The sequence below is a fragment of the Flavobacterium sp. genome, from assembly GCF_031537875.1.
GTDB lineage: Bacteria > Bacteroidota > Bacteroidia > Flavobacteriales > Flavobacteriaceae > Flavobacterium.
This window is the reverse complement of sequence record NZ_JAVKNB010000016.1, coordinates 49,639-75,845: the sequence shown is the minus strand read 5'-3', so window position 1 is coordinate 75,845 and position 26,207 is coordinate 49,639. Positions and strand designations below refer to the sequence as shown.

17 protein-coding genes are annotated in these 26,207 nt (G+C 34.8%); 7 read left to right on the top strand and 10 right to left on the bottom strand.

Going from position 1 to position 26,207, the window contains the following annotated elements:
• Positions 1-174: 174 nt before the first annotated feature.
• Both dnaX and RMR09_RS10460 read left to right on the top strand, forming a co-directional pair.
• Complete coding sequence (gene dnaX, locus RMR09_RS10465; RefSeq protein WP_310595748.1) at positions 175-1,260, top strand: DNA polymerase III subunit gamma/tau; 1,086 nt, start codon at positions 175-177, stop codon at positions 1,258-1,260.
• Positions 1,197-1,928 carry a DNA polymerase III subunit gamma/tau gene (locus RMR09_RS10460; protein WP_310595747.1) on the top strand — a complete coding sequence of 244 codons (732 nt, stop codon included), beginning with the start codon at positions 1,197-1,199 and terminating at the stop codon, positions 1,926-1,928. Before dnaX ends, RMR09_RS10460 begins: the two co-directional genes overlap by 64 nt.
• A 197-nt stretch (positions 1,929-2,125) precedes the next feature.
• On the opposite strand, the gene RMR09_RS10455 is transcribed toward RMR09_RS10460, so the two are convergent.
• The 3 genes from RMR09_RS10455 to RMR09_RS10445 are packed head-to-tail and all read right to left on the bottom strand — an operon-like array spanning position 2,126 to position 5,659.
• On the bottom strand, positions 2,126-3,016 hold the full coding sequence (locus RMR09_RS10455) for an exopolyphosphatase (RefSeq protein WP_310595746.1): 891 nt from the start codon (positions 3,014-3,016) through the stop codon (positions 2,126-2,128).
• Positions 3,017-3,065: 49 nt separating this feature from the next.
• Positions 3,066-5,168: a polyphosphate kinase 1 gene (gene ppk1, locus RMR09_RS10450; RefSeq protein ID WP_310595745.1), complete on the bottom strand. Its 2,103-nt coding sequence runs from the start codon at positions 5,166-5,168 to the stop codon at positions 3,066-3,068.
• Positions 5,169-5,173: 5 nt separating this feature from the next.
• Entirely contained in the window at positions 5,174-5,659 is a 486-nt protein-coding gene (locus tag RMR09_RS10445; protein WP_310595744.1) for a histidine phosphatase family protein, read from the bottom strand.
• A 361-nt stretch (positions 5,660-6,020) separates the two neighbouring features.
• Here RMR09_RS10445 and RMR09_RS10440 point away from each other — a divergent pair, with 361 nt between their 5' ends.
• From RMR09_RS10440 to RMR09_RS10425, 4 genes are read left to right on the top strand one after another with little or no spacing between them, the layout of a single operon-like run.
• Positions 6,021-14,546: a gliding motility-associated C-terminal domain-containing protein gene (locus RMR09_RS10440; protein WP_310595743.1), complete on the top strand. Its 8,526-nt coding sequence runs from the start codon at positions 6,021-6,023 to the stop codon at positions 14,544-14,546.
• 45 nt (positions 14,547-14,591) lie between these two features.
• Positions 14,592-15,500, top strand: coding sequence for a type IX secretion system membrane protein PorP/SprF (locus RMR09_RS10435; protein ID WP_310595742.1), 909 nt, complete (start codon positions 14,592-14,594; stop codon positions 15,498-15,500).
• Positions 15,501-15,511: 11 nt separating this feature from the next.
• Positions 15,512-15,913 (top strand): flagellar motor protein MotB, encoded by a 402-nt coding sequence (locus RMR09_RS10430; RefSeq protein WP_310595741.1) that lies wholly within the window; start codon positions 15,512-15,514, stop codon positions 15,911-15,913.
• Between the two features lie 30 nt (positions 15,914-15,943).
• Complete coding sequence (locus RMR09_RS10425; RefSeq protein ID WP_310595740.1) at positions 15,944-17,863, top strand: OmpA family protein; 1,920 nt, start codon at positions 15,944-15,946, stop codon at positions 17,861-17,863.
• 56 nt (positions 17,864-17,919) lie between these two features.
• Here RMR09_RS10425 and RMR09_RS10420 read toward each other — a convergent pair whose 3' ends face one another.
• From RMR09_RS10420 to RMR09_RS10390, 7 genes are all read right to left on the bottom strand, one after another.
• Positions 17,920-18,423, bottom strand: coding sequence for a CAP domain-containing protein (locus RMR09_RS10420; RefSeq protein ID WP_310595739.1), 504 nt, complete (start codon positions 18,421-18,423; stop codon positions 17,920-17,922).
• Between the two features lie 159 nt (positions 18,424-18,582).
• A complete protein-coding gene (gene pdxH, locus RMR09_RS10415; protein WP_310595738.1) occupies positions 18,583-19,227 on the bottom strand; it encodes a pyridoxamine 5'-phosphate oxidase in 645 nt (214 codons plus the stop codon).
• Positions 19,228-19,251: 24 nt separating this feature from the next.
• Positions 19,252-20,157, bottom strand: coding sequence for a ribonuclease Z (locus RMR09_RS10410; protein WP_310595737.1), 906 nt, complete (start codon positions 20,155-20,157; stop codon positions 19,252-19,254).
• A gap of 229 nt (positions 20,158-20,386) precedes the next feature.
• Positions 20,387-20,719 carry a ribonuclease Z gene (locus RMR09_RS10405; RefSeq protein ID WP_310595736.1) on the bottom strand — a complete coding sequence of 111 codons (333 nt, stop codon included), beginning with the start codon at positions 20,717-20,719 and terminating at the stop codon, positions 20,387-20,389.
• Positions 20,720-20,788: 69 nt separating this feature from the next.
• Positions 20,789-21,715 carry an aspartate carbamoyltransferase catalytic subunit gene (locus tag RMR09_RS10400; protein WP_310595735.1) on the bottom strand — a complete coding sequence of 309 codons (927 nt, stop codon included), beginning with the start codon at positions 21,713-21,715 and terminating at the stop codon, positions 20,789-20,791.
• A 43-nt stretch (positions 21,716-21,758) separates the two neighbouring features.
• On the bottom strand, positions 21,759-22,298 hold the full coding sequence (gene pyrR / locus RMR09_RS10395) for a bifunctional pyr operon transcriptional regulator/uracil phosphoribosyltransferase PyrR (protein ID WP_310595734.1): 540 nt from the start codon (positions 22,296-22,298) through the stop codon (positions 21,759-21,761).
• A gap of 126 nt (positions 22,299-22,424) precedes the next feature.
• Positions 22,425-24,041: an ATP-binding cassette domain-containing protein gene (locus RMR09_RS10390; RefSeq protein ID WP_310595733.1), complete on the bottom strand. Its 1,617-nt coding sequence runs from the start codon at positions 24,039-24,041 to the stop codon at positions 22,425-22,427.
• 241 nt (positions 24,042-24,282) lie between these two features.
• Between RMR09_RS10390 and RMR09_RS10385 the strand changes: the two genes are divergently transcribed.
• Complete coding sequence (locus tag RMR09_RS10385) at positions 24,283-25,944, top strand: MFS transporter (RefSeq protein WP_310595732.1); 1,662 nt, start codon at positions 24,283-24,285, stop codon at positions 25,942-25,944.
• The last annotated feature ends 263 nt before the right edge of the window (positions 25,945-26,207 follow it).

Sequence of the window (26,207 nt, the reverse complement as noted above, 5' to 3'; positions counted from 1 at the left end):
AAATTTACGACATAATTTATGGTAATTCATAATTGATTTAGAAGTCCACTAATTAATATTAAAAACCGCGGCTTCATTTTGTTAGTAAATTGGGGATAAGTCCTCCTCTTTTGAAGCTAGAGCTATTGCTTTTTGAAATTTCAAATCCTATATTTGCTTCCTAATACGTTTTCAATGGAACAATTTATAGTATCGGCTAGAAAATACCGTCCGCAAACATTTAAAGATGTTGTGGGGCAGAAAGCCATTACGAATACTTTGCTAAACGCCATTGAAAATAACCACTTAGCTTCTGCCCTTTTATTCACAGGGCCTCGTGGAGTGGGTAAAACTACTTGTGCTAGAATTTTGGCACGAAAAATCAATCAACCTGGTTATGACGACCCGAACGAAGATTTTGCTTTCAATGTTTTTGAATTGGATGCTGCTTCTAACAACTCGGTAGATGATATCCGAAACTTGATAGACCAAGTACGTATACCACCACAAACAGGACAATATAAAGTATATATCATTGATGAGGTACACATGCTGTCTTCAGCTGCTTTTAATGCTTTCTTGAAAACGTTAGAAGAACCGCCTAAACATGCTATTTTCATTTTGGCTACCACCGAAAAACACAAAATCATACCTACCATTTTGTCTCGTTGCCAAATATTTGATTTTAAAAGAATTACCGTTAAAGATGCTAAAGAGCATTTAGCAGATGTAGCCACTAGTCAAGGTGTTCAGTTTGAAGATGACGCTTTACATATCATTGCTCAAAAAGCAGACGGTGCTATGCGTGATGCTTTGTCTATTTTTGACCGAGTAGTTTCTTTTTGTGGTACTAATTTGACTCGTCAGGCTGTTACAGAAAATTTGAATGTTTTAGATTACGAAACGTATATCAATGTGACTGAATTAATTTTGGAAAACAAAATTCCAGAATTATTAGTGGCTTTTAATGAAATATTAGCCAAAGGATTTGATGCCCATCATTTTGTTTCTGGATTGGCTTCGCACTTCAGAGATGTATTGGTTTCTAAAAACCCTGCTACTTTATCTTTATTAGAAGTGGGAGAACAAGCACAACAATTATACAGAATCCAAGCACAAAAATGTGATGCGAATTTCTTGTTGAAAGGAATTGAAATTGCCAATGATTGTGATTTGAAATACAAAGTCAGTCAAAATCAACGACTGCTTGTTGAACTTTGCTTAATGCAATTGGCCTCCATCACTTTCGATGGAGAAAAAAAAAAGTTGAACAATTTATAATTCCTCCTACTTATTTTAAAAATTCAGGCTATTCAATAGTTGAGGTAGTTAAAAGTACCGAAACTCTGAAAGTAGCAGAAGAAACTATTACTATTCCCTCGCCAGAAATTAAAGAAGAACTTCCTTTAGAAATCGTCGAAGTCTCTAAACCAGTGACTGAGACTGTTCTTGAAATTCCTAAACCAATGATTCCAAACGAATCAGAGCCTAAAGTTTCTGCGCTGTCTTTATCAAGTATTCGTGCGAAAAAAGCATTAGAGGAAAATTCTAAAACTATTGTAAAAGATATTCTTCATTTACCAACAGAGCCTTTTACAGAGACTGAAATGTTATTGCAGTGGAATAAGTATGCACAGCGTTTGGGAGATAAAGGGTACAAAATTATGGAATCGTTATTGTTAATTAACGACCCTGTTTTGAATGGTACACATATTACCATTGAATTACCCAATGAGGGTTCTAAATTAGATTTTGAAAGCGAAAAATTAGGATTATTAGGCTATTTAAAAGGTCATTTGCACAATCATGACATTACGATTGAAGTCATTGTCAATGAAAGTTTTGAAAGCAAACGCAGTTTTAATGATCAAGATCGTTACAATCGTTTGCATCAAATCAATCCGAATATTGAACTATTAAAAACAACATTCGGATTGGATATTACTTAATTCTTTGCATATTATTATTAAAAACGTCTATTCGAGTGTTTTTTGTGTAATGAAATGAAACAAAAAATGTATCGAGAATCGTTTTTAATGAAATTTCACTTGTTCTCGATACAATTTTCTGTCGAAAATTACTCGAACTGACGTAAAAATTATCATCAAAAACTAATTACACTCAACGGGTATTACTTACTATTTTTTTAAATTTTACCGTAGTACATCGCTTTAACAATTCCATCTGCTAAACCAATCTTTGGAACATAAATATTTCTCGCTCCACTCCATTTCATTGCATTCAAGTAAATTCTAGTTGCAGGAAGAATTACGTCGGCACGATCCGAATTCAATCCTAATTCAGAAATACGTTGTTCATAAGTTAACGAATTCAAAAATGCATATTGAGAATTTATATAAATATAAGACAACGGCTTTTCTTGAAGTTTTCCAGACATCTTGAACAACTTATTGATATTTCCTCCAGATCCAATTAATGTGACTTCATCGTATTCTTCAGTATTGGTGCGAATCCATTTTTCAATTTCTTCCCAAACCACCTCGTGAACCATATCATTCAACAAACGAACTGTTCCCGCTTTGAAAGATCGGGAAGCAATCATTTTTCCATTAGAAAACAAAGTGAATTCAGTACTTCCACCACCCACATCAACAAAAAGATACGTTTGATCCGTTTTTAATAAATGGTGTAAATCTGTCGACGCAATAATAACCGCCTCTTGTTTACCATCAATAATTTCTATTTTAACACCCGCTTTTTTCTTAATAATTTCAACCACTTCTTTCCCATTGTACGCTTCACGCATGGCTGAAGTAGCAAAAGCTTTGTATTGCTCTACTTTATGAACTTTCATTAATAGACTGAATGCTTTCATGGCATCGCACATTCTGTCAATGTTTTCTTCTGAGATGGCGCCAACAGTAAAGGCGTCTTGACCCAAACGAATTGGTACACGAACTAAAGAGCTTTTACTAAATTGAGTTTCTTTGCCGTCTTGTTCAACAATATTTGCAATAAGCAATCGCATGGCATTAGATCCAATATCGATAGCGGCGTATTTTTTTATTTTTAACATCAAAAATTAATTCTGTGGGTAAATAAATTTTTAGGAGTTTAATCTGTAATTAGACTATTTCTTCTTGATCTACTTTGTTCTTATAGTAATTATACGTTTCTAACTGCGCTCTAAAAACAGGATTATTCCCTCTTTGTCTGTATTTATTGTCTAATTTTTCTGAATGAAATCTCGCCTTTACATTTCCTTTCCAACCTAAATCGAAATTATCAATTAACTCTTGCTTGATTTCTTCGTCTAAAATTGGGCAAGTAACCTCGACTCTACCATCTAAGTTTCTTGTCATAATATCAGCCGATGAGATATACACTTCGGTTTGTCTTGCATTCCCAAAAATATAAATTCGAGAATGTTCTAAATAATTGTCTACAATACTAATGGCTTCTATATTCTCACTCATTCCTGGAACACCTGGAATTAAAGAGCAAATTCCTCTAACTTCTAATTGTATTTTAACTCCCGCTTTGCTTGCTTCATACAATTTATCAATCATTTCAGTATCTGAAAGGCTATTCATTTTCAATTTCATATAGGTTTTTCTTCCTGCTAATGCATGCGAAATCTCTCTATCTATCAATTTATGAAAACGACCTCTAGTATAATGAGGAGAAACGATTAAGTGTTTGTAACGATGTACTCTATAATTAGTATCGAAGAAATCAAAGATTTTAGATACGTCTTTCAGGATTTTTTGATGTGCCGTAAAAAGTGTTACATCAGTATATACTTTGGCTGTTGCCTCATTGAAGTTCCCTGTAGATATAATTCCATAACGTTTGATTTTCTTACCCTCTAATCGTTCAATAACACAAATTTTACTATGTACTTTCAGTCCTTTAATTCCAAAAATCAGTTCAATTCCTTCGGTTTGCATTTGCTCAGCATACGAGATGTTACTTGCTTCATCAAAACGAGCTTGCAATTCAATTTGAACTGTTACTTTTTTACCATTTTTAGCAGCATTAATTAACGAACTGATAATTTGGGAATTCTTGGCTAATCGGTACAACGTGATTTTAATTGTGGTAACTTTTGGATCCAAGGCAGCCTCTCGCAAGAACTTAATTACATAGGAATACGATTGGTATGGAGCATTGACCAAATAATCTTTTACCGCAATTTTCTTCATGATATTTTCATCCAAACTCAAGCCTGGAATTGGTAAAGGCGGATTATTTTTATACAACAAATCAAATCGACCTAGGTTTGGAAAATCCATATAATCTCTTCTGTTATGATATTTCCCCCCCGGAATAATACTATCCGTAGCATCAATTTTCATATTGGTCAAAAAGAAATTAAGCGTATCTTTTTCAATTGTTTGATCATAAATAAATCGAACTGGCTCTCCTATTCTTCGGTCTTTGACACCCGCAGATATTTTCTCTAGCATACTCTTACTCATATCGCTATCAATATCCAATTGGGCATCTCTAGTAATTTTTATCATGTGAGCCGAAACACTTTCGTAATCAAAAATATCAAAAATTTTATTCAAATTCAGACGAATCACATCGTCCAGCATAATCACGAATTGCTTTTCACCTTCGGGAGGTAAAACAACAAATCGGTTAATTGTTTTTGGAAGCTCAATTACTGCATATCTTATTTCTGAATTTTCATCTGTATCCTCAACATCATTATCTTGAGTTTGATTTTTTGTCACCAACTTTACTGCTAAATAGCCCGCAGTGTCTTTTAAAACAGGAAAATGATCGAGGTCATTCAAAATAATCGTGACTAATTCTGGGCTCACCTTTTGAACAAAAAATTCTTTTAGAAAATTTTCTTGCTCTTCAGTCACATCATTTTCATCAATGGTAAAAATGTTTTCTTTTTCCAGCCTAGCCTCAATATCATTTAGGATGTCTAAACTTTCTGCTTGTTGATCGATTACAATATCGGTAATATCATTTAGCAATTGTTGGGCTGGAATGCCATTAAAATACTTTTCTCCAGAAATTCCAGTTAAAGTCAACCTTCGAATAGCCGCAAAACGAACTCTAAAAAACTCATCTAAATTATTAGAGAAAATCCCTAAAAAACGCATTCTGTCTAAAAGTGGTACTGTTTCATCTCCTGCTTCTTGAAGTACTCTGGCATTAAATGCTAACCAACTTTTCTCTCTGTCTATATATTTATGATGCGGCACTTTATTTATTTTAAATCTTTTGGAAAAACAATTTTTTGGGTCCTACCCTTATCTATTTTATCCCAATGATTAACTCCAAATTGTATTGAAACAAATCCTGAAGTAGGAACATTAGGAATAAAACTATCTCCAAATTTATTAACAAAATTTGTAATAGCCTCATTATGTCCGAAAAGAATAACACTTTCATAAAGATTATCACACGATTTAATTACTTTCTCTAATTGATTCTCATCAAAAGTGTACAAATCGTCTTTATAAACAATATTTTCAATTGGAAAAGAAATGTTCTGAGCAAAAATCAAAGCCGTATCTGCAGCTCGTTTAGCCACACTACTCCAGAGTAAAAATGTCTTTGGAATGTACTTTAAAATGGAGGAAGAAACTAAATGAGCATCCATAATTCCTCTTTGAAGTAAGGGTCTGTCAATATCTTGAATTGGAGTTTCCCAACTCGATTTTGCGTGTCTAATTAAAATCAAATTTTTCATATCGTATGGGGGGATTAGGGGTTGATGCTTTAGAAAATGATTTGCTCTTATAAAATACAATTTACAAAAGAAATACAAACGAATATTGATTTTAATGCTTTTTATTATTCAACATCTTTTTTGCTACCTAAAAAGAAAGAAAACAATCACCAAAATAATCAAAACGAACTGTTTAACGAGTTTTTTAGTCTTTTATAAGGACTGCACTGTTTTTTATATTCTCACAAAGTAACTTAGATATAAATATCACTATATCAAATAGTTAAATATTTAACTATATATAATAGGTAACTAATTTTAAAGAAATCAATTCTACAATAGTCCAATTATTTCTTTCTAACGATTTAAAAATAAAATCAATATGAAACCAACATTTACTCGTTTGGGAAGACTTTTTGTCTTCGTATTTTTCCATTGTTCACTAGTACTTTCTGCTCAAATTGGACCAGGAATAGCTCCTGTTAGTTCTCCAAGCGGAGGATTTAATATTAATGGTACACTTTCATCTAATTCAGCTATTGGAGATTGGGTATTTGGTACTGGATCAGGAGGCTTTGTTTTGGCCAATTCAGGAACTCCTTTAAACATAAAAACCACTTACCATTTGTATGATGAATACAATAGTTCAACCGACAATATTTTTGGTGGAGGTGACAAAGTAAGCGATAATCCTAACAGTATGTCTTGGACATTGGGAACGGCAAATAATAAAACCGACATGAACAATGCTTTAATCCATTTTACTACGGATGCTAATGGCAATGTGTGGTTTGTTTTTGCGGCTGACCGTTTGAGTAATAGTGGTAATGCGTATATCGATTTTGAATTTCTTCAAGATGAATTAACTAAAACAGCTACAGGTTTTGCTTCAACAGGTTCTAGCGTAACAGGAGGAAGAACACAAGGTGATTTTTTATTAACTGTCTATTTCGAAAATGGCGCAGCTAATTTTGATATTCAGCATTGGGAAAATGTTAGTGGAACTTGGCAGTATAAAACCTATTTTTCATCTCTTCCACTTAATTCGGTTTATGCGGCAGGAAATTCGACTACTGTTCCAGTTCCTTATTCTGCTTTTGGAACCAATAGTTATCCTCAAAATACTTTTATAGAATCAGTGGTTAACTTAACCGAAGTATTAGGAGCTATTGATCCGTGTGCCAATCTCAAAATAAAAACAATTTTTGTAAAATCAAAAACCTCAACAGCTCCATCAGCATCAATTAAAGATTTTTTTGAGCCACTGGCCGTTACCAATCTTACTTTAGGAAGTGCAGACGCTGGCGATGATGATACCATTTGTTCAGGAGGAAATTACAAACTACAAGGGGTTGCAGTGCCAAGTTCAAATTATGCAGTTGTCTCTACAACCTGGTCTGTACTAAGTGGAAGTGTTACAATTGCCAGTCCAACCACTCTGGATTCTTATGTAACAATCAATGGAAGTTCTGCTACACTCCGACTTACTGTAGAAACCCATCCTTCTAATGGTATTGGGACTCACTGTATTGTTTATGACGATGTTACTATTACTACAACTCCATCTCCAAGTTGTTCAATTACAGGATCTAATGGACCATTATGTCCTTCTACAATAGCTAATAATTATGCTGCTCCTGTTAGCTCCAGCTATTCATGGAGTATTTCCGGCAATGGAACCCTAAGTGGCAGCACTACTTCTCAGACTGTAAGTGTTACTGCTGGACAGAATTGTAATGCATCATTTACTTTAACCTTAAATACTACTGATACTAATGGATGTACTTCAGAATGTACAAAAACCGTTGCTGTAAATAATACTACTTCACCTATAATAACAACAACATCAGGTACTTTGAATCATACACTGCAATGTAATAATACTAGTGGAATTACAGCTGCTTTAGAGGAAGTGCCAACAGCAACCGACAATTGTTCGGCTACACCAACAATCCATCTTGTGAGTGATGTTACTACTCCTACTACCGATTGTGCTAATGGATATTCAAGAGTAAGAACTTGGAACTTCACTGATGATTGTGGTAATACAAGTGCCAATTTTGTACAAACTATTACCGTGATTGATGACGTTGCGCCTGTTGTGACAACAACTTCGGGAACTTTGAATCATACATTACAATGTAATAACGCTAGTGGAATTGCTTCTGCTTTAATGGAAGTGCCAACAGCAACCGACAATTGTTCAACTACTCCAACCATGCATTTAGTGAGTGACGTAACAACACCCGATGCCAATTGTGCTAATGGCTATTCGAGAGTAAGAACATGGAACTTCACTGATGGTTGTGGCAATACGAGTGCCAATTTTGTGCAAACCATTACCGTAATTGATGATGTTGCGCCTGTTGTAACTACAACTTCGGGAAGTTTGAATCATACACTGCAATGTAATAATGCTAGTGGAATAGAATCCGCTTTGATGGAAGTGCCAACAGCAACTGATAATTGTTCGGCTACACCAACAATCCATCTTGTAAGCGATGTTACTACTCCTACAACTGATTGTGCTAATGGATATTCAAGAGTGAGAACATGGAACTTCACTGATGGTTGTGGTAATACAAGTGACAATTTTGTTCAAACCATTACCGTAATTGATGACGTTGTGCCTGTTGTGTCAACAATCTCTGGAACTTTGAACCATACATTACAATGTAATAATGCTAGTGGAATAGAATCCGCTTTAATGGAAGTGCCAACAGCAAATGATAATTGTTCGGCTACGCCAACAATGCATCTTGTGAGTGATGTTACCACTCCTACTACCGATTGTGCTAATGGCTATTCAAGAGTGAGAACTTGGAATTTCACCGATGATTGTGGAAATACAAGTGCCAATTTTATGCAAACCATTAACGTGATTGACGACATTGCGCCTGTTGTGTCAACAATATCTGGAACTTTGAACCATACATTACAATGTAATAATGCTAGTGGAATTGCTTCTGCTTTAATGGAAGTACCAACAGCAACTGATAATTGTTCGGCTACGCCAACGATTCATCTTGTAAGCGATGTTACTACTCCTACTACCGATTGTGCCAATGGGTATTCGAGAGTGAGAACGTGGAACTTCACTGATGGTTGTGGCAACACAAGTGCTAATTTTGTGCAAACCATTACCGTAATTGATGATGTTGCGCCTGTTGTAACTACAATTAGCGGTGCTTTAAATCATACACTGCAATGTAATAATGCTAGTGGAATAGAATCCGCTTTAATGGAAGTGCCAACAGCAAATGATAATTGTTCGGCTACGCCAACAATGCATCTTGTTAGTGATGTTACCACTCCCACTACCGATTGTGCTAATGGCTATTCGAGAGTAAGAACTTGGAATTTTACCGATGGTTGTGGCAATACAAGTACCAATTTTGTGCAAACCATTACCGTAATTGATGATGTTGCTCCTATTGTGTCAACAATATCTGGAACTTTGAATCATACACTGCAATGTAATAATACAAGTGGGATTGCTTCTGCTTTGATGGAAGTACCAACAGCAACTGATAATTGTTCGGCTACACCAACAATGCACCTTGTGAGTGATGTTACTACTCCCACAACTGATTGTGCTAATGGATATTCGAGAGTGAGAACGTGGAACTTCACTGATGGTTGTGGAAACACAAGTGCTAATTTTGTGCAGGAAATTATAGTTCAAGATACAATAGCTCCAACATTTGTAGAGACCGTTCCAAATAATACTACCGTAGAATGCAACACAATTCCTATACCTGTAACTTTAACAGCAATAGATAATTGTAGTGAAGCAATAGTAGTATTCTCAGAATCAGAATTACCTGGGTCTTGTCCTGGATCTTATACAATAAATAGAACTTGGACCGCGACAGATAGTTGTGGAAACCAAAACTCTCACACACAAATAATAACTGTAAAAGATACTACAGCACCTACATTTATTGCCCCAGTTGATATCACTCTTACTAGCGATTCAAATTGCTATGCTGATATTAGTACTACATCAACAGGAGTCGTAACAAATATTAAAGACAATTGTGATCCTAATCCTATTACCTCTTATGAAGATTCGGATTGCTTTGGCAATTTCAATTCCGCTTCTGTAAATTCGGGAAATGGAAATTATTTTCCTTTCACCGTTTCTGGTTTTGATTCAATCACGGCTAATAACATTAAAAAAGTAGCATTAGCTTTTGAAACCAATCAAGGAAAAGGTCGAGCTGAATTTGTTTTAGTAGCTCCAAATGGACAAGGGATTGTTTTAGTAGCCCCTTATTGTAAAGGTGGGGATTGTGACAACCTAACCTCAAGTGAAAAAGAACTTTATTTACCCGTTTTTTATCCTAATAGTTCCAACTATCCAAAATGGGACAATAGCAATCCAATTGTAACCAATAGTATTCAAAATTTTACCCCAAATGGAGTGCTATCTACAACTAATACTATTACAGGTTTGAGTTCATTAATATCTAGTTTTGAAGAATTCACTGGGGATTTAAATGGTAACTGGTTCGTTTTTGCCAGAAAAGACGGAACTGAAGAAGGACGAATTGAATTTAAAAGTATTTGCTTAACTCCTAGTACCAACTTATGTGGAAGCAATACCGTAATTGTTAGAAAATGGTCCGTTAGTGATGCATGTTCAAATACAGTTACATTCAATCAAATTATTAAAATAGTTGACACAACAGCGCCTACTTGGATTACTGAAGTTGGAAGCTTGAATACCTCTATTGAATGTAGCGATGAAAAAGCCTTGGGGAATGCTCAAAACTTATTTCCTATTGCTTCAGATAATTGCGACAAAAACCTAAGTAATATTGTAAAAGTAGCAGGCGAATTTGTAGCTTCATCTACTTGTGCTACTACTGGAACCTATACCAATACGTGGACAGTAACTGATAGTTGTGGCAATACAAGTGCCAATTATGTACAAACCATTACCGTAATTGATAATATTGCGCCTGTTGTGACTACAACTTCGGGAACTTTGAATCATACATTACAATGCGACGACGCTAGCGGAATAGAATCCGCTTTGATGGAAGTGCCAACAGCAACCGATAATTGTTCGGCTACAACAACAATGCATCTTGTGAGTGATGTTACCATTCCCACAACTGATTGTGCCAATGGCTATTCGAGAGTGAGAACGTGGAACTTCACTGATGGTTGCGGCAATACAAGTGCTGATTTTGTTCAAACCATTACCGTAATTGATGACATTGCGCCTGTTGTGACAACAACTTCGGGAACTTTGAATCATACACTGCAATGTGATAATGCTAGTGGAATTGCTTCTGCTTTAATGGAAATTCCAACAGCAACCGATAATTGTTCGACTACACCAACAATGCACCTTGTGAGTGATGTTACTACTCCTACTACCGATTGTGCTAATGGATATTCGAGAGTAAGAACCTGGAACTTCAATGATGGTTGTGGAAATACTAGTGCCAATTTTGTGCAAACCATTACCGTGATTGATGATGTAGCTCCTATTGTAAGTACAACATCAGGAACTTTGAATCATACACTTCAATGTAATAATGCTAGTGGAATTGCTTCCGCTTTAATGGAAGTGCCAACAGCAACTGATAATTGTTCGGCTACGCCAACAATGCACCTTGTGAGTGATGTCACTACTCCAACTACCGATTGTGCCAATGGATATTCAAGAGCGAGAACGTGGAATTTCACCGATGATTGTGGAAATACAAGTGCTAATTTTGTGCAAACTATTACCGTAATTGATGACGTTGCGCCTGTTGTAACTACAACTTCGGGAACTTTGAATCATACACTGCAATGTAATAACACTAGCGGAATAGAATCCGCTTTAGCAGAAATCCCAACAGCAACCGACAATTGTTCGGCTACGCCAACAATGCATCTTGTGAGTGATGTTACTACTCCAACTACCGATTGTGCCAATGGCTATTCGAGAGTGAGAACGTGGAACTTCACTGATAGTTGTGGCAATACAAGTGCCAATTATGTACAAACCATTACCGTAATTGATAACATTGCGCCTGTTGTGTCAACAATATCTGGAACTTTGAATCATACACTGCAATGTGATAATGCTAGTGGAATTGCTTCCGCTTTAATGGAAGTGCCAACAGCAACTGATAATTGTTCGGCTACGCCTACAATCCACCTTGTAAGTGATGTTACTACTCCCACAACTAATTGTGCTAATGGGTATTCGAGAGTGAGAATCTGGAATTTTACCGATGGTTGTGGTAATACAAGTGCCAATTTTGTTCAAACCATTACCATAATTGATGATATTGCGCCTGTTGTGACTACAACTTCGGGAACTTTGAATCATACACTGCAATGTAATAATGCTAGTGGAATTGCAGATGCTTTGATGGAAGTGCCAACAGCAACTGATAATTGTTCGGCTACACCAACAATCCATCTTGTAAGCGATGTTACTACTCCTACTACCGATTGTGCTAATGGCTATTCGAGAGTAAGAACCTGGAATTTTACCGATGATTGTGGCAATACAAGTGCTGATTATGTACAAACCATTACCGTAATTGATAACATTGCGCCTGTTGTGACTACAACTTCGGGAACTTTGAATCATACACTGCAATGTAATAATGCTAGTGGAATAGAATCCGCTTTAGCAGAAATCCCAACAGCAACCGATAATTGTTCGGCTACGCCAACGATGCATCTTGTGAGTGATATTACTACTCCCACAACTGATTGTACCAATGGGTATTCGAGAGTGAGAACGTGGAACTTCACTGATGGTTGTGGAAACACAAGTGCTGATTTTGTGCAGGAAATTATAGTTCAAGACACAATAGCTCCTATTTGGATTACTCAAGTTGGAAGTTTGAATACAACTATCGAATGCAATGATGCACAAGCTTTAGCGAATGCTCAAAACTCATTTCCAATTGCTTCTGATAATTGTGATACAACTCTAAACAATATCAAAAAAACAGCAGGCGAATTTGTAGCTTCATCTACTTGTGCCAATTCTGGAACCTACACCAATACATGGACTGTAACTGACGACTGCGGAAATAATTCTGAAACTTTTACTCAAGTCATTACTATACAAGATTCAGAAAGTCCAAAAATGATAACTAAAGCAACTGATATAGTTGTAGAATGCGATGGTCAGGGTAATCAAAATGCTATTACTAATTGGTTAGCCACTAATGGTGGGGCAATTGCTTCTGATAATTGTTCTGAAATCATTTGGACCAATAACTTTAACTCAATTGCAAATGATTGTTCTGCTGCCGTAACTGTTGTGTTCACTGCAACCGATGCATGTGGAAATTCAACTTCTACATCAGGAACATTTAGTGTTCAAGATAATACACCTCCTACAGTACCTGATAGTCCAGCAAGTATAACCGTTGGATGTGCTGCCGAAATTCCTGAAATGATTTCGCTTACAGCAAATGATAATTGCTCTGGTAACATAACTGTAGAAGGCATTAATACTATTGAATTAGGAGATTGTGATGCTACATACACAATAAAACGTACTTGGACTTTTAGAGATGCATGTAATAATATTTCAACCGTATCACAAACTATCAATGTGGTTGATACCACAGCTCCTACAATTGCCCAATTACCTGAACCTTCAACGATAAGTTGTCCAAATACACCCATTTTTGCTCAAGCAACAGCTACTGACGAATGTGGTTTAAATTTCAGTTTAACTTTCAAAGATGTAAAAACTGAAGGAAATTGTGCAGGTTCGTATTCCATTACGAGAACTTGGACCGCTGCAGATAGCTGTGGAAATAGTACTACAGCATCCCAAACAATTACTGTCCAAGATACTGCTGGTCCTGTATTTTCAAGTTTACCTGAACCGACAACAATAAGTTGTCCTAACACACCCGTATTTGCATTTGCCACCGCAACCGATGAATGTGGGTCAGATTTTAGTTTAACTTTTAACGATGTAAAAACAGAAGGAAATTGCGCTGGATCGTATTCTATTACGAGAACTTGGACAGCTACAGATACTTGTGGCAATAGTTCTACCGCATCTCAAACAATTACTATTGAAGATACAACAGGACCTACCACTACAACTGAATTTAGTACTACTATTACTGGTAACTGCGATGCAATTCCTGCCAAACCAGAATTAGTTTTTGTAGACGCCTGTTCAACAGTTTTACCCGCTTCTTTTTCAGAAACAATTAGTAATTTAACTGCTGATTCGTATGTAATCAATAGAAAATGGATTGTTTCAGATAGCTGTGGAAATGCATCAGAATTTGTTCAAACCATTAATGTAACTATTACGAATAGCCTAACATCCCTTTCGGGAACTATTTGTAATGATGGTGAAACTACAAGTATTGATTTAACTTCTTTATTTCCTGTTGGAACTCCTACTAACGGAACTTGGACGGATGTCTCAAATACCGGAAAATTAGTTGGCAATACCTTTAATGCAGCTAGTCTTAGCGTTGGCGATTATCTATTTGAATATATGATAAACGATACTAATTGTCCTAGAACTATTCGAATCACAATATCTGTAACAACAGGTTGCGGCGGTATTGTATTACCTTGTGGAACCATCGTTATTCACAATGCTTTCTCTCCAAACGGAGATGGAATCAATGAAAAATTTGTAATAGATAATATCAACGACACCAACTGTTATCCAGACAATACTGTAGAGATATACAATCGTTGGGGAGTATTAGTATATTCAACTAAAGGTTATAACAATACCACCAATGCCTTTGATGGTATTTCAGACGGACGTTCAACAGTAAGTCAATCTTCAGGTTTACCTGCTGGAACCTATTTCTATATATTGACGTATACTTCTTTTGATAACAACAATGTCATTCAAACCAATAAAAAAGAAGGGTATCTATTCCTAACTAAATAAAAATCAAATAACACATTCTATTGAATGATACAATAAATAGCAATTATGAAAACTAAATTATTTTCTTTCGCCTTAGTATTGACATCGATGTTCAATTTTGCTCAACAAGATGCCCAATTTACACAGTACATGTACAATACAATCAACATCAATCCTGCTTATGCAGGCTCTAGAGGAGCATTAAGTATATTGGCTTTGCATCGTACACAATGGGTAGGTCTTGATGGAGCTCCTGTAACCACTACCATTTCTATGAATACTCCTTTCAATGAAAGTAATTTAGGTTTAGGATTGTCAATTGTGAATGATAAAATTGGGCCAACACAAGAGAATACAATCTCTGCCGATATTTCTTATTCTATTCCTACTTCGGAGACGTTCAAACTGTCATTTGGAATGAAAGCCACGGCTAATTTATTTAGTTTGGATGTAAACAAATTGAATCCTGTAGATAACGATCCTAGTTTACATGACTTTAATAACAAATTTACACCCAATATTGGTGCTGGTATTTATTTACATTCAGACAAAGCCTATGTGGGATTTTCTGTGCCAAATTTCATTGAAACCGATCGTTATAATGATAACGAAGTAGCCATTTTTAAAGAAAAAATAAATTACTACCTCATAGGTGGATATGTATTTGACATTACAAGTGATATCCAATTTAAACCCGCAGGATTACTAAAAATAGTTCAAGGCGCTCCGTTACAAGCTGATATTTCTGGAAATTTTATGTTTATGGAAAAACTCACTGTCGGTATTGCCTACAGATGGAGTGCTGCAATGAGCGGCATGGTAGGGTTTCAAATTTCTGAAGGTCTACATATTGGGTATGGTTATGATTTAGAAACTACACATTTAGACAAATACAATTCAGGCTCACATGAAATTTTCCTTCGCTATGAATTATTTAAAAACAATAATAGAATGACTACACCAAGATTCTTTTAAAAACTATCACTATGAAAAAACGTACACTACTTTACTTCGCAATCCTAAATTTAGCTTATTTAAAAGGCTTTAGCCAAAAAGCAACTATATTCATTACTGACAAAGTCAATGAAAAATATGCCTATGTTGATGTTACTAATACTTATGAACGAGTTGCAGCAAAGGGCTATAAATCGGTGGACTTATTTAAAAAACTAGGCGACTCATATTATTTCAATTCCAACTTTGAAAAAGCAGCCAAATGGTATGGTGAATTATTTGCCATGAAGACCCAATTAGAACCTGAATATTATTACCAGTATGCGGATTGTTTGCAATGTATTGGTAACAATAAATTAGCCCATGAAATACTGCTACAATTAAATCCAAAATGGGAAGTAGCTACAGTTAAAAAATCTAAAAAGAGAACCTAATTCTTTTAAATACGTCTAAAATAAACGATCATGAAAAAGTATTTTACCCTTTATATCGCTATTTTGAGTCTATTTTCACTCAATGGCTTTTCACAAAAAAGCAAACTAAAATCTGCTGATACTAAATACAATAATCTAGCTTATATTGATGCCATCAAAGCCTATGAAAAAGTTGCTCAAAAAGGATACAAATCTGCTGATATGTATCAAAAAATAGGTAATTCCTATTATTTCAATGGCGAACTAGAATCAGCAGCAAAATGGTATGGCGAATTATTTGCAATGCATACCGATTTAGAACCCGAATATTATTTTCGTTATTCACAATCTCTAAAATCGATTGGCGAAAACAAAAAAGCAGATGAAATGCTTCAGCTATTCCATCAAAAAATTGGAATCACAAGCAAATCAATGAATTATCTTGACCAAATTAAAGCCAATTCTGGTCGGTATCAAATTGAAAATGCAGGGATTAATTCTCCGTATTCAGATTATGGAACTGCAAAATATGGAAATAAAATTGTGTTTACTACAGCCCGAGATACAGGTGGGCTAACTCACCGAACTCACTCCTGGAATAACCAATTCTTTACCAATTTATACACCTCACAAGTTAGCGAAGAGGGAACACTAAGCAAGCCTGAACCTTTTGACGATGCTGTGAAATCAAGATTTCATGAAGCTACTCCAATTTTTACCAAAGATGGAAAAACAATGTATTTTACCCGTAATAATTTTTTAAAAGGTAAAAAAGGTAAAAGTCAAGATAAGACGACTCTTTTAAAAATATACCGAGCGAATTCTGTAGATAATCTATGGACTAATGTTACTGAATTACCATTTAATAGTGACCAATTTAGCACTGCACATCCAGCGTTAAGCCTTGATGAAAAAACACTATATTTTGCTTCAAACCGACCAGATTCTTTTGGCGAATCAGATATTTATAAAGTCCAAATTAACACAGATGGTAGTTTTGGAACACCAATAAACTTAGGGGATACAATTAATACAGTGGGTAGAGAAAGTTTCCCTTTTATATCCGATGAAAACGAAATGTATTTTGCTTCAGATGGTCATCCTGGATTGGGAGGTTTTGATGTATTTGTAACCAAAATCAACTCTAACGGAACCTATTCGGATATTCAAAATGTGGGAGAAAATGTCAATTCAGCCAAAGATGATTTTGCTTATTGTATAGATTCGAAAACCCGAAGAGGTTATTTTAGTTCGAATAGAACTGGTGGACAAGGATCCGATGATATCTATCAATTTTTAGAAACCAAAAGATTGACCTGTGACCAAGAATTGTATGGCGAAATTACTGACGAAATTACAAAAGAACTGTTGCCAAATGTTAAAATAAGTTTGTACAACAATCTGTTTGAGTTACTGAATACCACGATTTCCGATGGTAACGGAAACTACTCTTTAAAAGTAGATTGTGGTAAAGACTTCCAAGTCAGAGCCGAAAAAAGCGAATACAATACCAAAGAACAAAAAATTAGTATTTCAAGTTTAGAAGGGAAGACCTATTTACCAATTGCATTAGAAAAAACAAAATGTAAAGTGACTATTGGTGATGATTTAGGAAAATGTTTTGGCATAAAAAATATCTATTTTGATTTTGACAAATACAATATCCGAGTAGAAGCTGCTATTGATTTAGAAAAAATATTAATTGTGCTAACCGATAATCCTGGAATGAAATTGGATATTCGTTCCCATACTGATAGTAGAGGCACATTCAAATACAATGAAGTTTTATCTAATAATAGAGCCAAAAGTACTATTCAGTGGTTGATTAAAAATGGTATACACCCCAATCGTTTAACAGCAAAAGGGTATGGAGAAAATCAATTGGTAAACCACTGCTCCGATGGAGTATATTGTACTGAAGAAGAACACCAACTCAATAGACGTAGTGAATTCATCATTACTGCTTTATAAAAAAACAGGCGAATTTCTAATGAAATTCGCCTGTTCAATAGTAATAGGACAGTATTTTAAATTTTAGCAAAAATATTGGTATAGTATTTTTTTCCAGTGGTTGGATTTTCTCTAACCGAGAGTCCAAAGTGAGTATAATTCCCTTCTAAATTAGCCTTATGTCCTTCACTGGCCAACCAAGCATCTAAAACTGCTTGAGGAGTATTGTAATTATAGGCTACGTTTTCAGTCACATATTTAGCCCCTAAAGTTTTCATGATATCCTCAGATCGTGCAACAAAATCATTATGATTCACCACGTTATTAGCAATCATATAATTGTTATGTTCTTCGGCTTTGTATGAAATATAATCGGACTTAGCTAAAGCATTCAAACCAATACTCAGTCTGTAGTTATTGATTAAGGTCAGGGTTTCATTTTCAAAAGTAGTGTACGGATAAGGGACAGTAGTTTGAGAAACGGTAGTTGGTGTCGCAGGTGCAGAGGCATCTGCTGTACAAGAATTCAAAGTGTAAAGTACAGAAACGAGTACTGCTACACGAGATAAAAATAATTTCATAAAAGTAGGGCAAGCTTAAAGTAGATTGTGGGGCAAACTGCTTTAATAATTTTTAAATAGTATTAATTCGCATTGCAAAGATACAACATCAATCGACAAAAGTCAAACAAATACAGTTTAAATACTTCATTTTCAATTATTTACAAATAAATTCTTACATTAAGGAGAAAGTCGGTCTATTTTCCAAGAAAAATCCGACTGCGAAGTATAGCGTATCCTATCATGAAGACGATTAGGACGACCTTGCCAGAACTCTACTTCCAAAGGAGTAATTAAAAATCCACCCCAATGTTCCGGTCGTGGAATAACCATTCCTTCGTAATTAGCCTCTAATTGTTTTAGATTTTCTTCTAAATATTCTCTAGACGGAACCACTTCTGACTGATTAGAAACAATAGCTCCTAACTTACTCCCATCAGGTCTTGATGCAAAATAATTGTCCGAAATAATTTCAGAAGTTTTTTGAGCTATCCCTTTAATAATCACTTGACGTTCCATACTTGACCAAAAAAAGGAAAGACAAACATTAGGATTCGTCAGTATCGCTTTTCCTTTCTCTGAATTATAATTCGTATAAAATATGAACCCTTCTTCGTTGAACTTCTTTAGCAAAACAACTCTTGATTTTGGGAATCCATCTAATCCTATAGTGGACACCGTCATCGCATTGACCTCCTCATTCCCTCCAAAATCTTCAACTTCGTGAAACCATCTATTAAATAAATTGATTGGGTCTTCTGGAATAGAAGTCTCTAACAATTCACTCTTCTCGTAGGATTTTCTGTAATTACTTAAATCTTTCATGACTTTTTGTTTTTGGGTAGTGTATTACAATTCAAAAGTAGCGCCATCTTCTGCTAAAAGAACTTCTGAAAATACGGCTTGAGCTTCGTCTTTAAACAAATTAATACTATCGTATCGCGTTGAATAATGCCCTAAAATTAATTGTTTTGCATTAGCTTTCAAAGCAATTCGTGCGGCTTCTTTTGCTGTTGAATGCAAAGTTCTTTCTGCTAAACTTTGTTCCGATTCCAAAAAAGTGGATTCGTGGTACAATACATCTACATTTTCAATAATTGGAAGTATTGCTTCGTGATAAACGGTATCTGAACAGAAGGCATAACTTTTAGGCTGAATAGGATCAAACGTTAATTCTGCATTTGGAATTACTCTGCCATCTTCTAGAGTGATGTCTTTACCGTTTTTAATCTTTTGGTAATAACAACTTTCAATTTCATAATTCAGCACAGCATCCATATTCAACTTGCGTTCCCCCACTTTTTCTTGAAATAAAAAACCATTAGTATAAACGCGATGTTTCAAGGGTATGGTTGTAACCAAAACTTTATCATCTTCAAAAACTACCACACTTTCATTCGATTCTAATTCATGAAAAAACAAACCATAATTGGTCCACGAATTAGACAACCTCAGTTGTAAAATAACAATCTCTTTGATTCCTTTTGGACCATAAATATGTAAATCAGTAGTTCTTCCTAACAAACTAAATGTTGAAATCAAACCAATTAAACCAAAAAAATGATCTCCGTGCAAATGAGAAATAAATACTTGATTGATTTTAGAAAACTTAATCTTGTTTTTTCGAAGCTGTACTTGAGTTCCTTCTCCACAATCAATCAAAAACATTCTGTTTTTAATCTCAAGTAACTGAGACGTAGGATTAGTAATAGTACGTGGTGTAGCGGCATAGCAGCCTAAAATGGTTAGCTTCATTGTTTACTATCTAATTCGAAACTAATCGTTTTTTGAATTGGATATTTTACCCAACTTATTAATTTTAAATGCAAAAAAGCCTACGCAAATAGCGTAAATAATTAGACTTATAAAATCGAAATTTCCCGTTTTAAGTCCGTGAATACTATCTCTGGCTAAAAGAAACGTAAGCAAAAACAACGCAATTGTATAGAGATAAATAAGTGTTTTGATGTTGATCTTCATACCATTAAAATCCTAAATCACGTTCAATTTCTTCCATCTCAATAATATCGTGTGCTTCTAATACTGAAGGAACTACCATTAATTGAGCAGGAACAGCGTTAAAATCAATTCCTTCTGCTACTACAACAAATGATTTCTTCGCTTTTTTGTGTTGCTTAGATAACGGCAACAACAATTTTAAGTCGGTATTTGTAACCGATTTATTATGAGACAAATCAATAATTAAATTATGAGATTCAAAAGAAGCATTCGATTGTGATACTTTATCTAAAAATGAGCTAAAGTCTCCTTGAGTATCTTTTATAGTGATAGTATGTCCTTTTTGATCAACTTTCATAAAATGGATTTTAACATCTGTATAGCACAGATTATTTAGAACGAACTAATTTACACAATTAGTCTTGAATTATTTGATTTTTGAAGCCAAAAGATAAATAACAGCCATTCGAATCGCTACTCCATTTTCTACTTGGTCCAAAATAACTGATTGCTGCGAGTCGGCTACATCGCTCGTGATTTCTACTCCACGATTAATTGGTCCTGGATGCATAATCACAATCTCTTTATGGAGTGAATCCAAAAGATTTTTATCTACTCCATATTGTTGAGCATATTCACGAGTAGAAGGAAAATAGTTCACATCCATACGTTCATTTTGAACACGTAACATATTAGCTACATCACACCATTCAAGCGCTTTACGCAAATTTGGTTCAACTGTTACTCCAAGTGATTCAATGTGTTTTGGAATCAATGTTTTAGGCCCACAAACCTTTACTTCAGCTCCTTGCATTTGCAAAGCATAGATATTAGATAAGGCAACACGAGAGTGTAAAATATCACCCACAATTACTACTTTTTTACCCGCAACATCTCCGAGTTTTTCTCGAATGGAATAACTATCTAATAAAGCTTGCGTAGGATGTTCGTGTGCGCCATCTCCCGCATTGACAATACTCGCTTTTACATTTTTAGATAAAAAGTAGGCCGCACCTGGATTAGCATGACGCATCACTACCATATCTACTTTCATAGAAAGGATATTGTTAACGGTATCAATTAGCGTCTCCCCTTTCTTAACAGAAGATTGTGCTGCCGAAAAACTAATTACATCGGCTGACAAGCGTTTTTGAGCTAATTCAAAAGAAAGTTTGGTACGGGTACTATTTTCAAAAAAGATATTGGCAATGGTAATGTCTCGTAAAGAAGGAACTTTCTTAATAGGTCTATTGATAACTTCCTTAAAATGATCAGCGGTTTCAAAAATTAAGTCAATATCATTTTTGTTAATGTATTTTATTCCTAATAAATGATTTACGCTTAATTCTTTCATTTTTTCTTTACTATTATATTTTTTAATGATTGACTTTACTTATTTAATTCGTAATTAAATAAACTCCGTCTTCACCATCATTTTCTTCCCAACACACTTTTACTTTTTCATTGTTAATTGCGTCTACCTGTCTACCTCTATAATCAGGCTGAATCGGTAAATTACGACTAAAACGTCTGTCAATTAATACTAATAATTCGATCTCAGAAGGTCTTCCAAATGATTGGATAGCTGTCAAAGCGGAACGAATACTTCGCCCAGTAAACAACACATCATCAATGAAAATGACTTTTTTATTTTCTACAATAAAATCGATGTTGGTTTTATTTGCCTCTAAAGGTTTTTCTGTTCTTCTAAAATCATCTCTAAAAAAAGTAATATCTAAATATCCCAAAGTAATTGAAGGAGTTTGGTATTCTTTTTCTAAAATTTCTTTCAAACGTTCTGCCAAGAAAACGCCTCTAGGCTGAATTCCAACAAGTATTGTATCCGAAAAATCTAGATGTTTTTCAATTAATTGACAAGCCAAACGATGTAGTATGATAGTAACTTCTTTTGCAGTAAGTAATACTTTTTGACTCATGATTAAGTGTAATGTTTGGTTGGGCAAATATACAAATTCTGTTTTATGATTGATAATTAAAAATTACAGAAAATTAGAACTCAAAAAAAAGCCTTGAAAATTCAAGGCTTTTTAATTTATTTAAAATTAAGAATACATTTTGGTTCTCAATTCTTGAACTTTTTCATCATCCAAATAATCGTCAAAAGTCATGTAACGATCAATCGCACCATTTGGAGTTAATTCCACTACTCTATTACCCACTGTTTGTGCAAACTCGTGATCATGAGTAGTAAAAATCACAGATCCTTTAAAGTTTTTCAATGAATTATTAAAAGCTGTAATCGATTCCAAATCCAAGTGATTAGTCGGCTCATCTAACATTAAGATATTCGCGCGCTCCATCATCATTCGAGACAACATACAACGTACTTTTTCTCCTCCTGACAAAACACGGCTTGTTTTTAATGCTTCTTCTCCAGAAAAAATCATTTTCCCTAAGAAACCTCTAATATACACTTCATCTCTTTCTTCTTCTGTTTTAGCCCATTGACGCAACCAGTCTACCAAAGTCAAATCGTTCTCAAAATAGGAATGATTTTCAGCTGGCAAATACGCTTGATTGGTCGTAATTCCCCAATCAAAAGTTCCTGAATCAGCTTTTTGATTGCCATTCAATATTTCGTAAAAAGCAGTTGTAGCACGAGAGTCTTTTGAGAAAAGAACAATTTTATCCCCTTTTGCCATATTCAAGTCTACACCTTTAAACAAGATTTCTCCATCTATAGAAGCACTTAAATTTTCTACATTTAAAATTTGATCACCTGCTTCACGATCTTGGTCAAAAATAATTGCGGGATAACGGCGGCTTGATGGCTTGATTTCAGAGATATTCAATTTTGAAATCATTTTTTTACGAGAAGTCGCTTGTTTTGATTTGGCCACATTCGCAGAGAAACGACGAATAAATTCTTCCAATTCTTGTTTCTTTTCCTCAGCCTTTTTATTTTGTTGAGCACGTTGTTTAGCGGCTAATTGACTTGATTCGTACCAAAACGTATAATTCCCAGAGTAATGATTGATTTTTCCAAAATCAATATCTGAGATATGAGTACATACCGCGTCTAAAAAGTGACGGTCGTGAGATACTACAATTACCGTATTTTCATAATTAGCTAAGAAATTTTCTAGCCAAGCAATGGTTTCAAAATCCAAATCATTGGTAGGCTCATCCATAATTAGTACGTCAGGATTTCCAAAAAGAGCTTGTGCCAAAAGTACACGCACTTTGATTTTTCCTTCCAAGTCGCCCATCATGGTGTAATGATTGTCTTCAGTAATTCCTAGATTGGATAACATAGACGCTGCATCAGAATCTGCATTCCAACCATTCATTTCTTCAAATTGCACTTGCAACTCTCCTATTCTATCGGCATTGGAATCATTATAATCTAAATACAATTCGTCCATCTCCTTTTTGACAGCATACAATACTTTGTTTCCCATCATTACAGTCTCCAAAACAGTGTATTCGTCAAACATATTGTGGTTTTGGTTCAAAACCGACATACGTTTTCCTGGCTCTAAATGAATGTGCCCTGAAGTAGGATCCATTTCGCCTGAAATGATTTTTAAAAAGGTAGATTTTCCAGCACCGTTGGCTCCAATAACTCCATAAATATTACCTTGAGTAAAGGTGGTATTTACTTCGTCAAACAAAATTCGCTTGCCAAACTGAACTGATAGATTATTAACTGATAACATGTGTCTATTATTTTTTTGCAAAAGTAGCAAAAATCTAAATAGTATTCTATTTAAATTCTGCGAGCTAAAATCAATTTTTATACGATTATGTATTAGAAGAAAATCAACGATTCCGACAAAAAACTATTTATTCTATAATTTTAACAATATTTGTTCCGATTTATTTTTTTTTAATTTATGTAACAAATACTTTTACACTCTTACAGCAATTAATTTTTATAACCTAAAAACCAAAAAAAATATGAATTCAGAACAAACGAAGTCGAATAACTCGGCGCTATCGACCTTAATTACGGTCTTTTTCTTCTGGGGATTTATTGGAGCATCTAATGGTGTTTTTATTCCCTTTTGTAAAGCAAAATTTGGATTAGATCAATTTCAAAGTCAGCTAATTGACTTCGCATTTTACGGAGCCTATTATATAGGAGCTTTACTTTTATTTATTTTTAGTAGCGCTGCCAAAAGAGATATTCTAAACGGTTGGGGATTTAAAAAAGGAATTATCAACGGACTATTGATTAGTACTTTTGGTGCAGCTTTAATGATATTGGCTGTTATGCAAGGAAGTTATTTATTCATCTTGGGAGCTTTATTTATCGTTGCTTTAGGTTTTTCTTTACAACAAACTTCAGCGCAACCTTTTGCTGCATCATTGGGAGAACCTCATACAGCAGCAAGCCGATTGAACCTTGCAGGAGGAATCAACTCTTTAGGAACTACAATCGGACCAATTGTGGTTTCTTTTGCTCTTTTTGGAGTAATTTCTGGTGTAAGTATTGAAGAATTTGCTCAAAAACCAGACTCATTAGACTCAATGATTACTTTATACATTGCAGTAGGAGCATTATTTTTATTAGCAGGTGCATTATTCTTTTTCTCAAAAAAATTACCTTCTGGAAAAAGTGATGATACTTTTGAAACTGCTAACAAAGCATTGAAAACCTTAGTGATTATTACTGCTATTTTAATTGCCATTTTTGCTTACATATTCTCGCGCTATGAAGACCCTGAATTCATTTCTCGTTTTATTGAAAACAAAGAAAAAGATTATTTAGGATTAGGACTATCTCTTTCTACTTTATTGGTTGTGGTTATTGGGCTATTATTTGCTAATGCTACTGCTCAAAAAAATGCGGAAGGTTGGGGAGCTATGAAATACCCACAATTAGTTTTAGGTATGTTAGCCTTATTCACTTATGTAGGTGTAGAGGTAACTATTGGAAGTAACTTAGGTGAATTATTGAAAACAGAAGATTTTGGAGCTATTACAGGTCCTGCATTAGCTCCTTTTATGTCTATGTATTGGGGAAGTTTAATGATTGGACGTTGGGCTGGAGCTATTTCGGTTTTTAATCCATCTTCTCAAATGAGAAAAATATTGCTTATTGTAGTTCCTTATGTAGCTTTTGGAATAGTATTAACTGCTAATGCCATTTCAGGTCAAGACATTACTCCATTGTATGCTTATGCTTTTGTAATCGTATTCCAAATTGTTGGTTTCTTCTTAGGAAAAGATCAACCATCAAGAACTTTAATGATTTTTGGTTTAATGGGAATGATTGCCATGTTAATCGGCTTAGCAACAACAGGACCAATTGCAATTTTTGCTTTTATGAGTGGCGGTTTATTCTTAAGCATTATGTGGCCTTGCATCTTCTCTTTAGGAATAGCTGGTTTAGGCAAATATACTTCTCAAGGATCTGCTTTCTTAGTAATGATGATTTTAGGTGGAGGAATTATTCCGCCGCTTCAAGGAAAACTTTCTGATATAATCGGAATCCATCCTTCTTATATCGTTCCAGTTGTATGCTTTGGATACATCGCATTCTTTGGATGGAAAGTGATTGGAATTTTAGAAAAACAAGGTATCGGACACGATATCGAAGTGGGTGGTGGACACTAAAAATACGCAACTAACCAAAACCAACTACCTCCAAAGAGCAATCGCAATTTGGAGGTTTTTTTTTGAATCATCCCGAAGCTTCAGGATCGTAAATCTAATATCGTACTTCGTAAATTAACAAACCATATAAGGAATATAAAGGACTATACGATTAGCCTCACTCTCATTACATTGTTACATTTTTAATTGATTCATCGTTACATTTTAAAAATAAATAATTTTCAAATTAAAAAGAATTACTACATTTGAAAGTCTCTGTAGCT

Excerpts from the sequence above, each read along its gene's own strand:
- RMR09_RS10435 (WP_310595742.1), top strand. The coding sequence starts at position 14,592 with ATGAAAACTAAATTATTTTCTTTCGCCTTAGTATTGACATCGATGTTC.
- RMR09_RS10385 (WP_310595732.1), top strand. The coding sequence starts at position 24,283 with ATGAATTCAGAACAAACGAAGTCGAATAACTCGGCGCTATCGACCTTA.
- pdxH (WP_310595738.1), bottom strand. The coding sequence starts at position 19,227 with ATGAAAGATTTAAGTAATTACAGAAAATCCTACGAGAAGAGTGAATTG.
- RMR09_RS10440 (WP_310595743.1), top strand. The coding sequence starts at position 6,021 with ATGAAACCAACATTTACTCGTTTGGGAAGACTTTTTGTCTTCGTATTT.
- RMR09_RS10420 (WP_310595739.1), bottom strand. The coding sequence starts at position 18,423 with ATGAAATTATTTTTATCTCGTGTAGCAGTACTCGTTTCTGTACTTTAC.
- RMR09_RS10430 (WP_310595741.1), top strand. The coding sequence starts at position 15,512 with ATGAAAAAACGTACACTACTTTACTTCGCAATCCTAAATTTAGCTTAT.
- RMR09_RS10410 (WP_310595737.1), bottom strand. The coding sequence starts at position 20,157 with ATGAAGCTAACCATTTTAGGCTGCTATGCCGCTACACCACGTACTATT.
- RMR09_RS10425 (WP_310595740.1), top strand. The coding sequence starts at position 15,944 with ATGAAAAAGTATTTTACCCTTTATATCGCTATTTTGAGTCTATTTTCA.
- RMR09_RS10405 (WP_310595736.1), bottom strand. The coding sequence starts at position 20,719 with ATGAAAGTTGATCAAAAAGGACATACTATCACTATAAAAGATACTCAA.
- RMR09_RS10445 (WP_310595744.1), bottom strand. The coding sequence starts at position 5,659 with ATGAAAAATTTGATTTTAATTAGACACGCAAAATCGAGTTGGGAAACT.
- RMR09_RS10400 (WP_310595735.1), bottom strand. The coding sequence starts at position 21,715 with ATGAAAGAATTAAGCGTAAATCATTTATTAGGAATAAAATACATTAAC.
- dnaX (WP_310595748.1), top strand. The coding sequence starts at position 175 with ATGGAACAATTTATAGTATCGGCTAGAAAATACCGTCCGCAAACATTT.
- RMR09_RS10390 (WP_310595733.1), bottom strand. The coding sequence starts at position 24,041 with ATGTTATCAGTTAATAATCTATCAGTTCAGTTTGGCAAGCGAATTTTG.
- pyrR (WP_310595734.1), bottom strand. The coding sequence starts at position 22,298 with ATGAGTCAAAAAGTATTACTTACTGCAAAAGAAGTTACTATCATACTA.
- RMR09_RS10455 (WP_310595746.1), bottom strand. The coding sequence starts at position 3,016 with ATGTTAAAAATAAAAAAATACGCCGCTATCGATATTGGATCTAATGCC.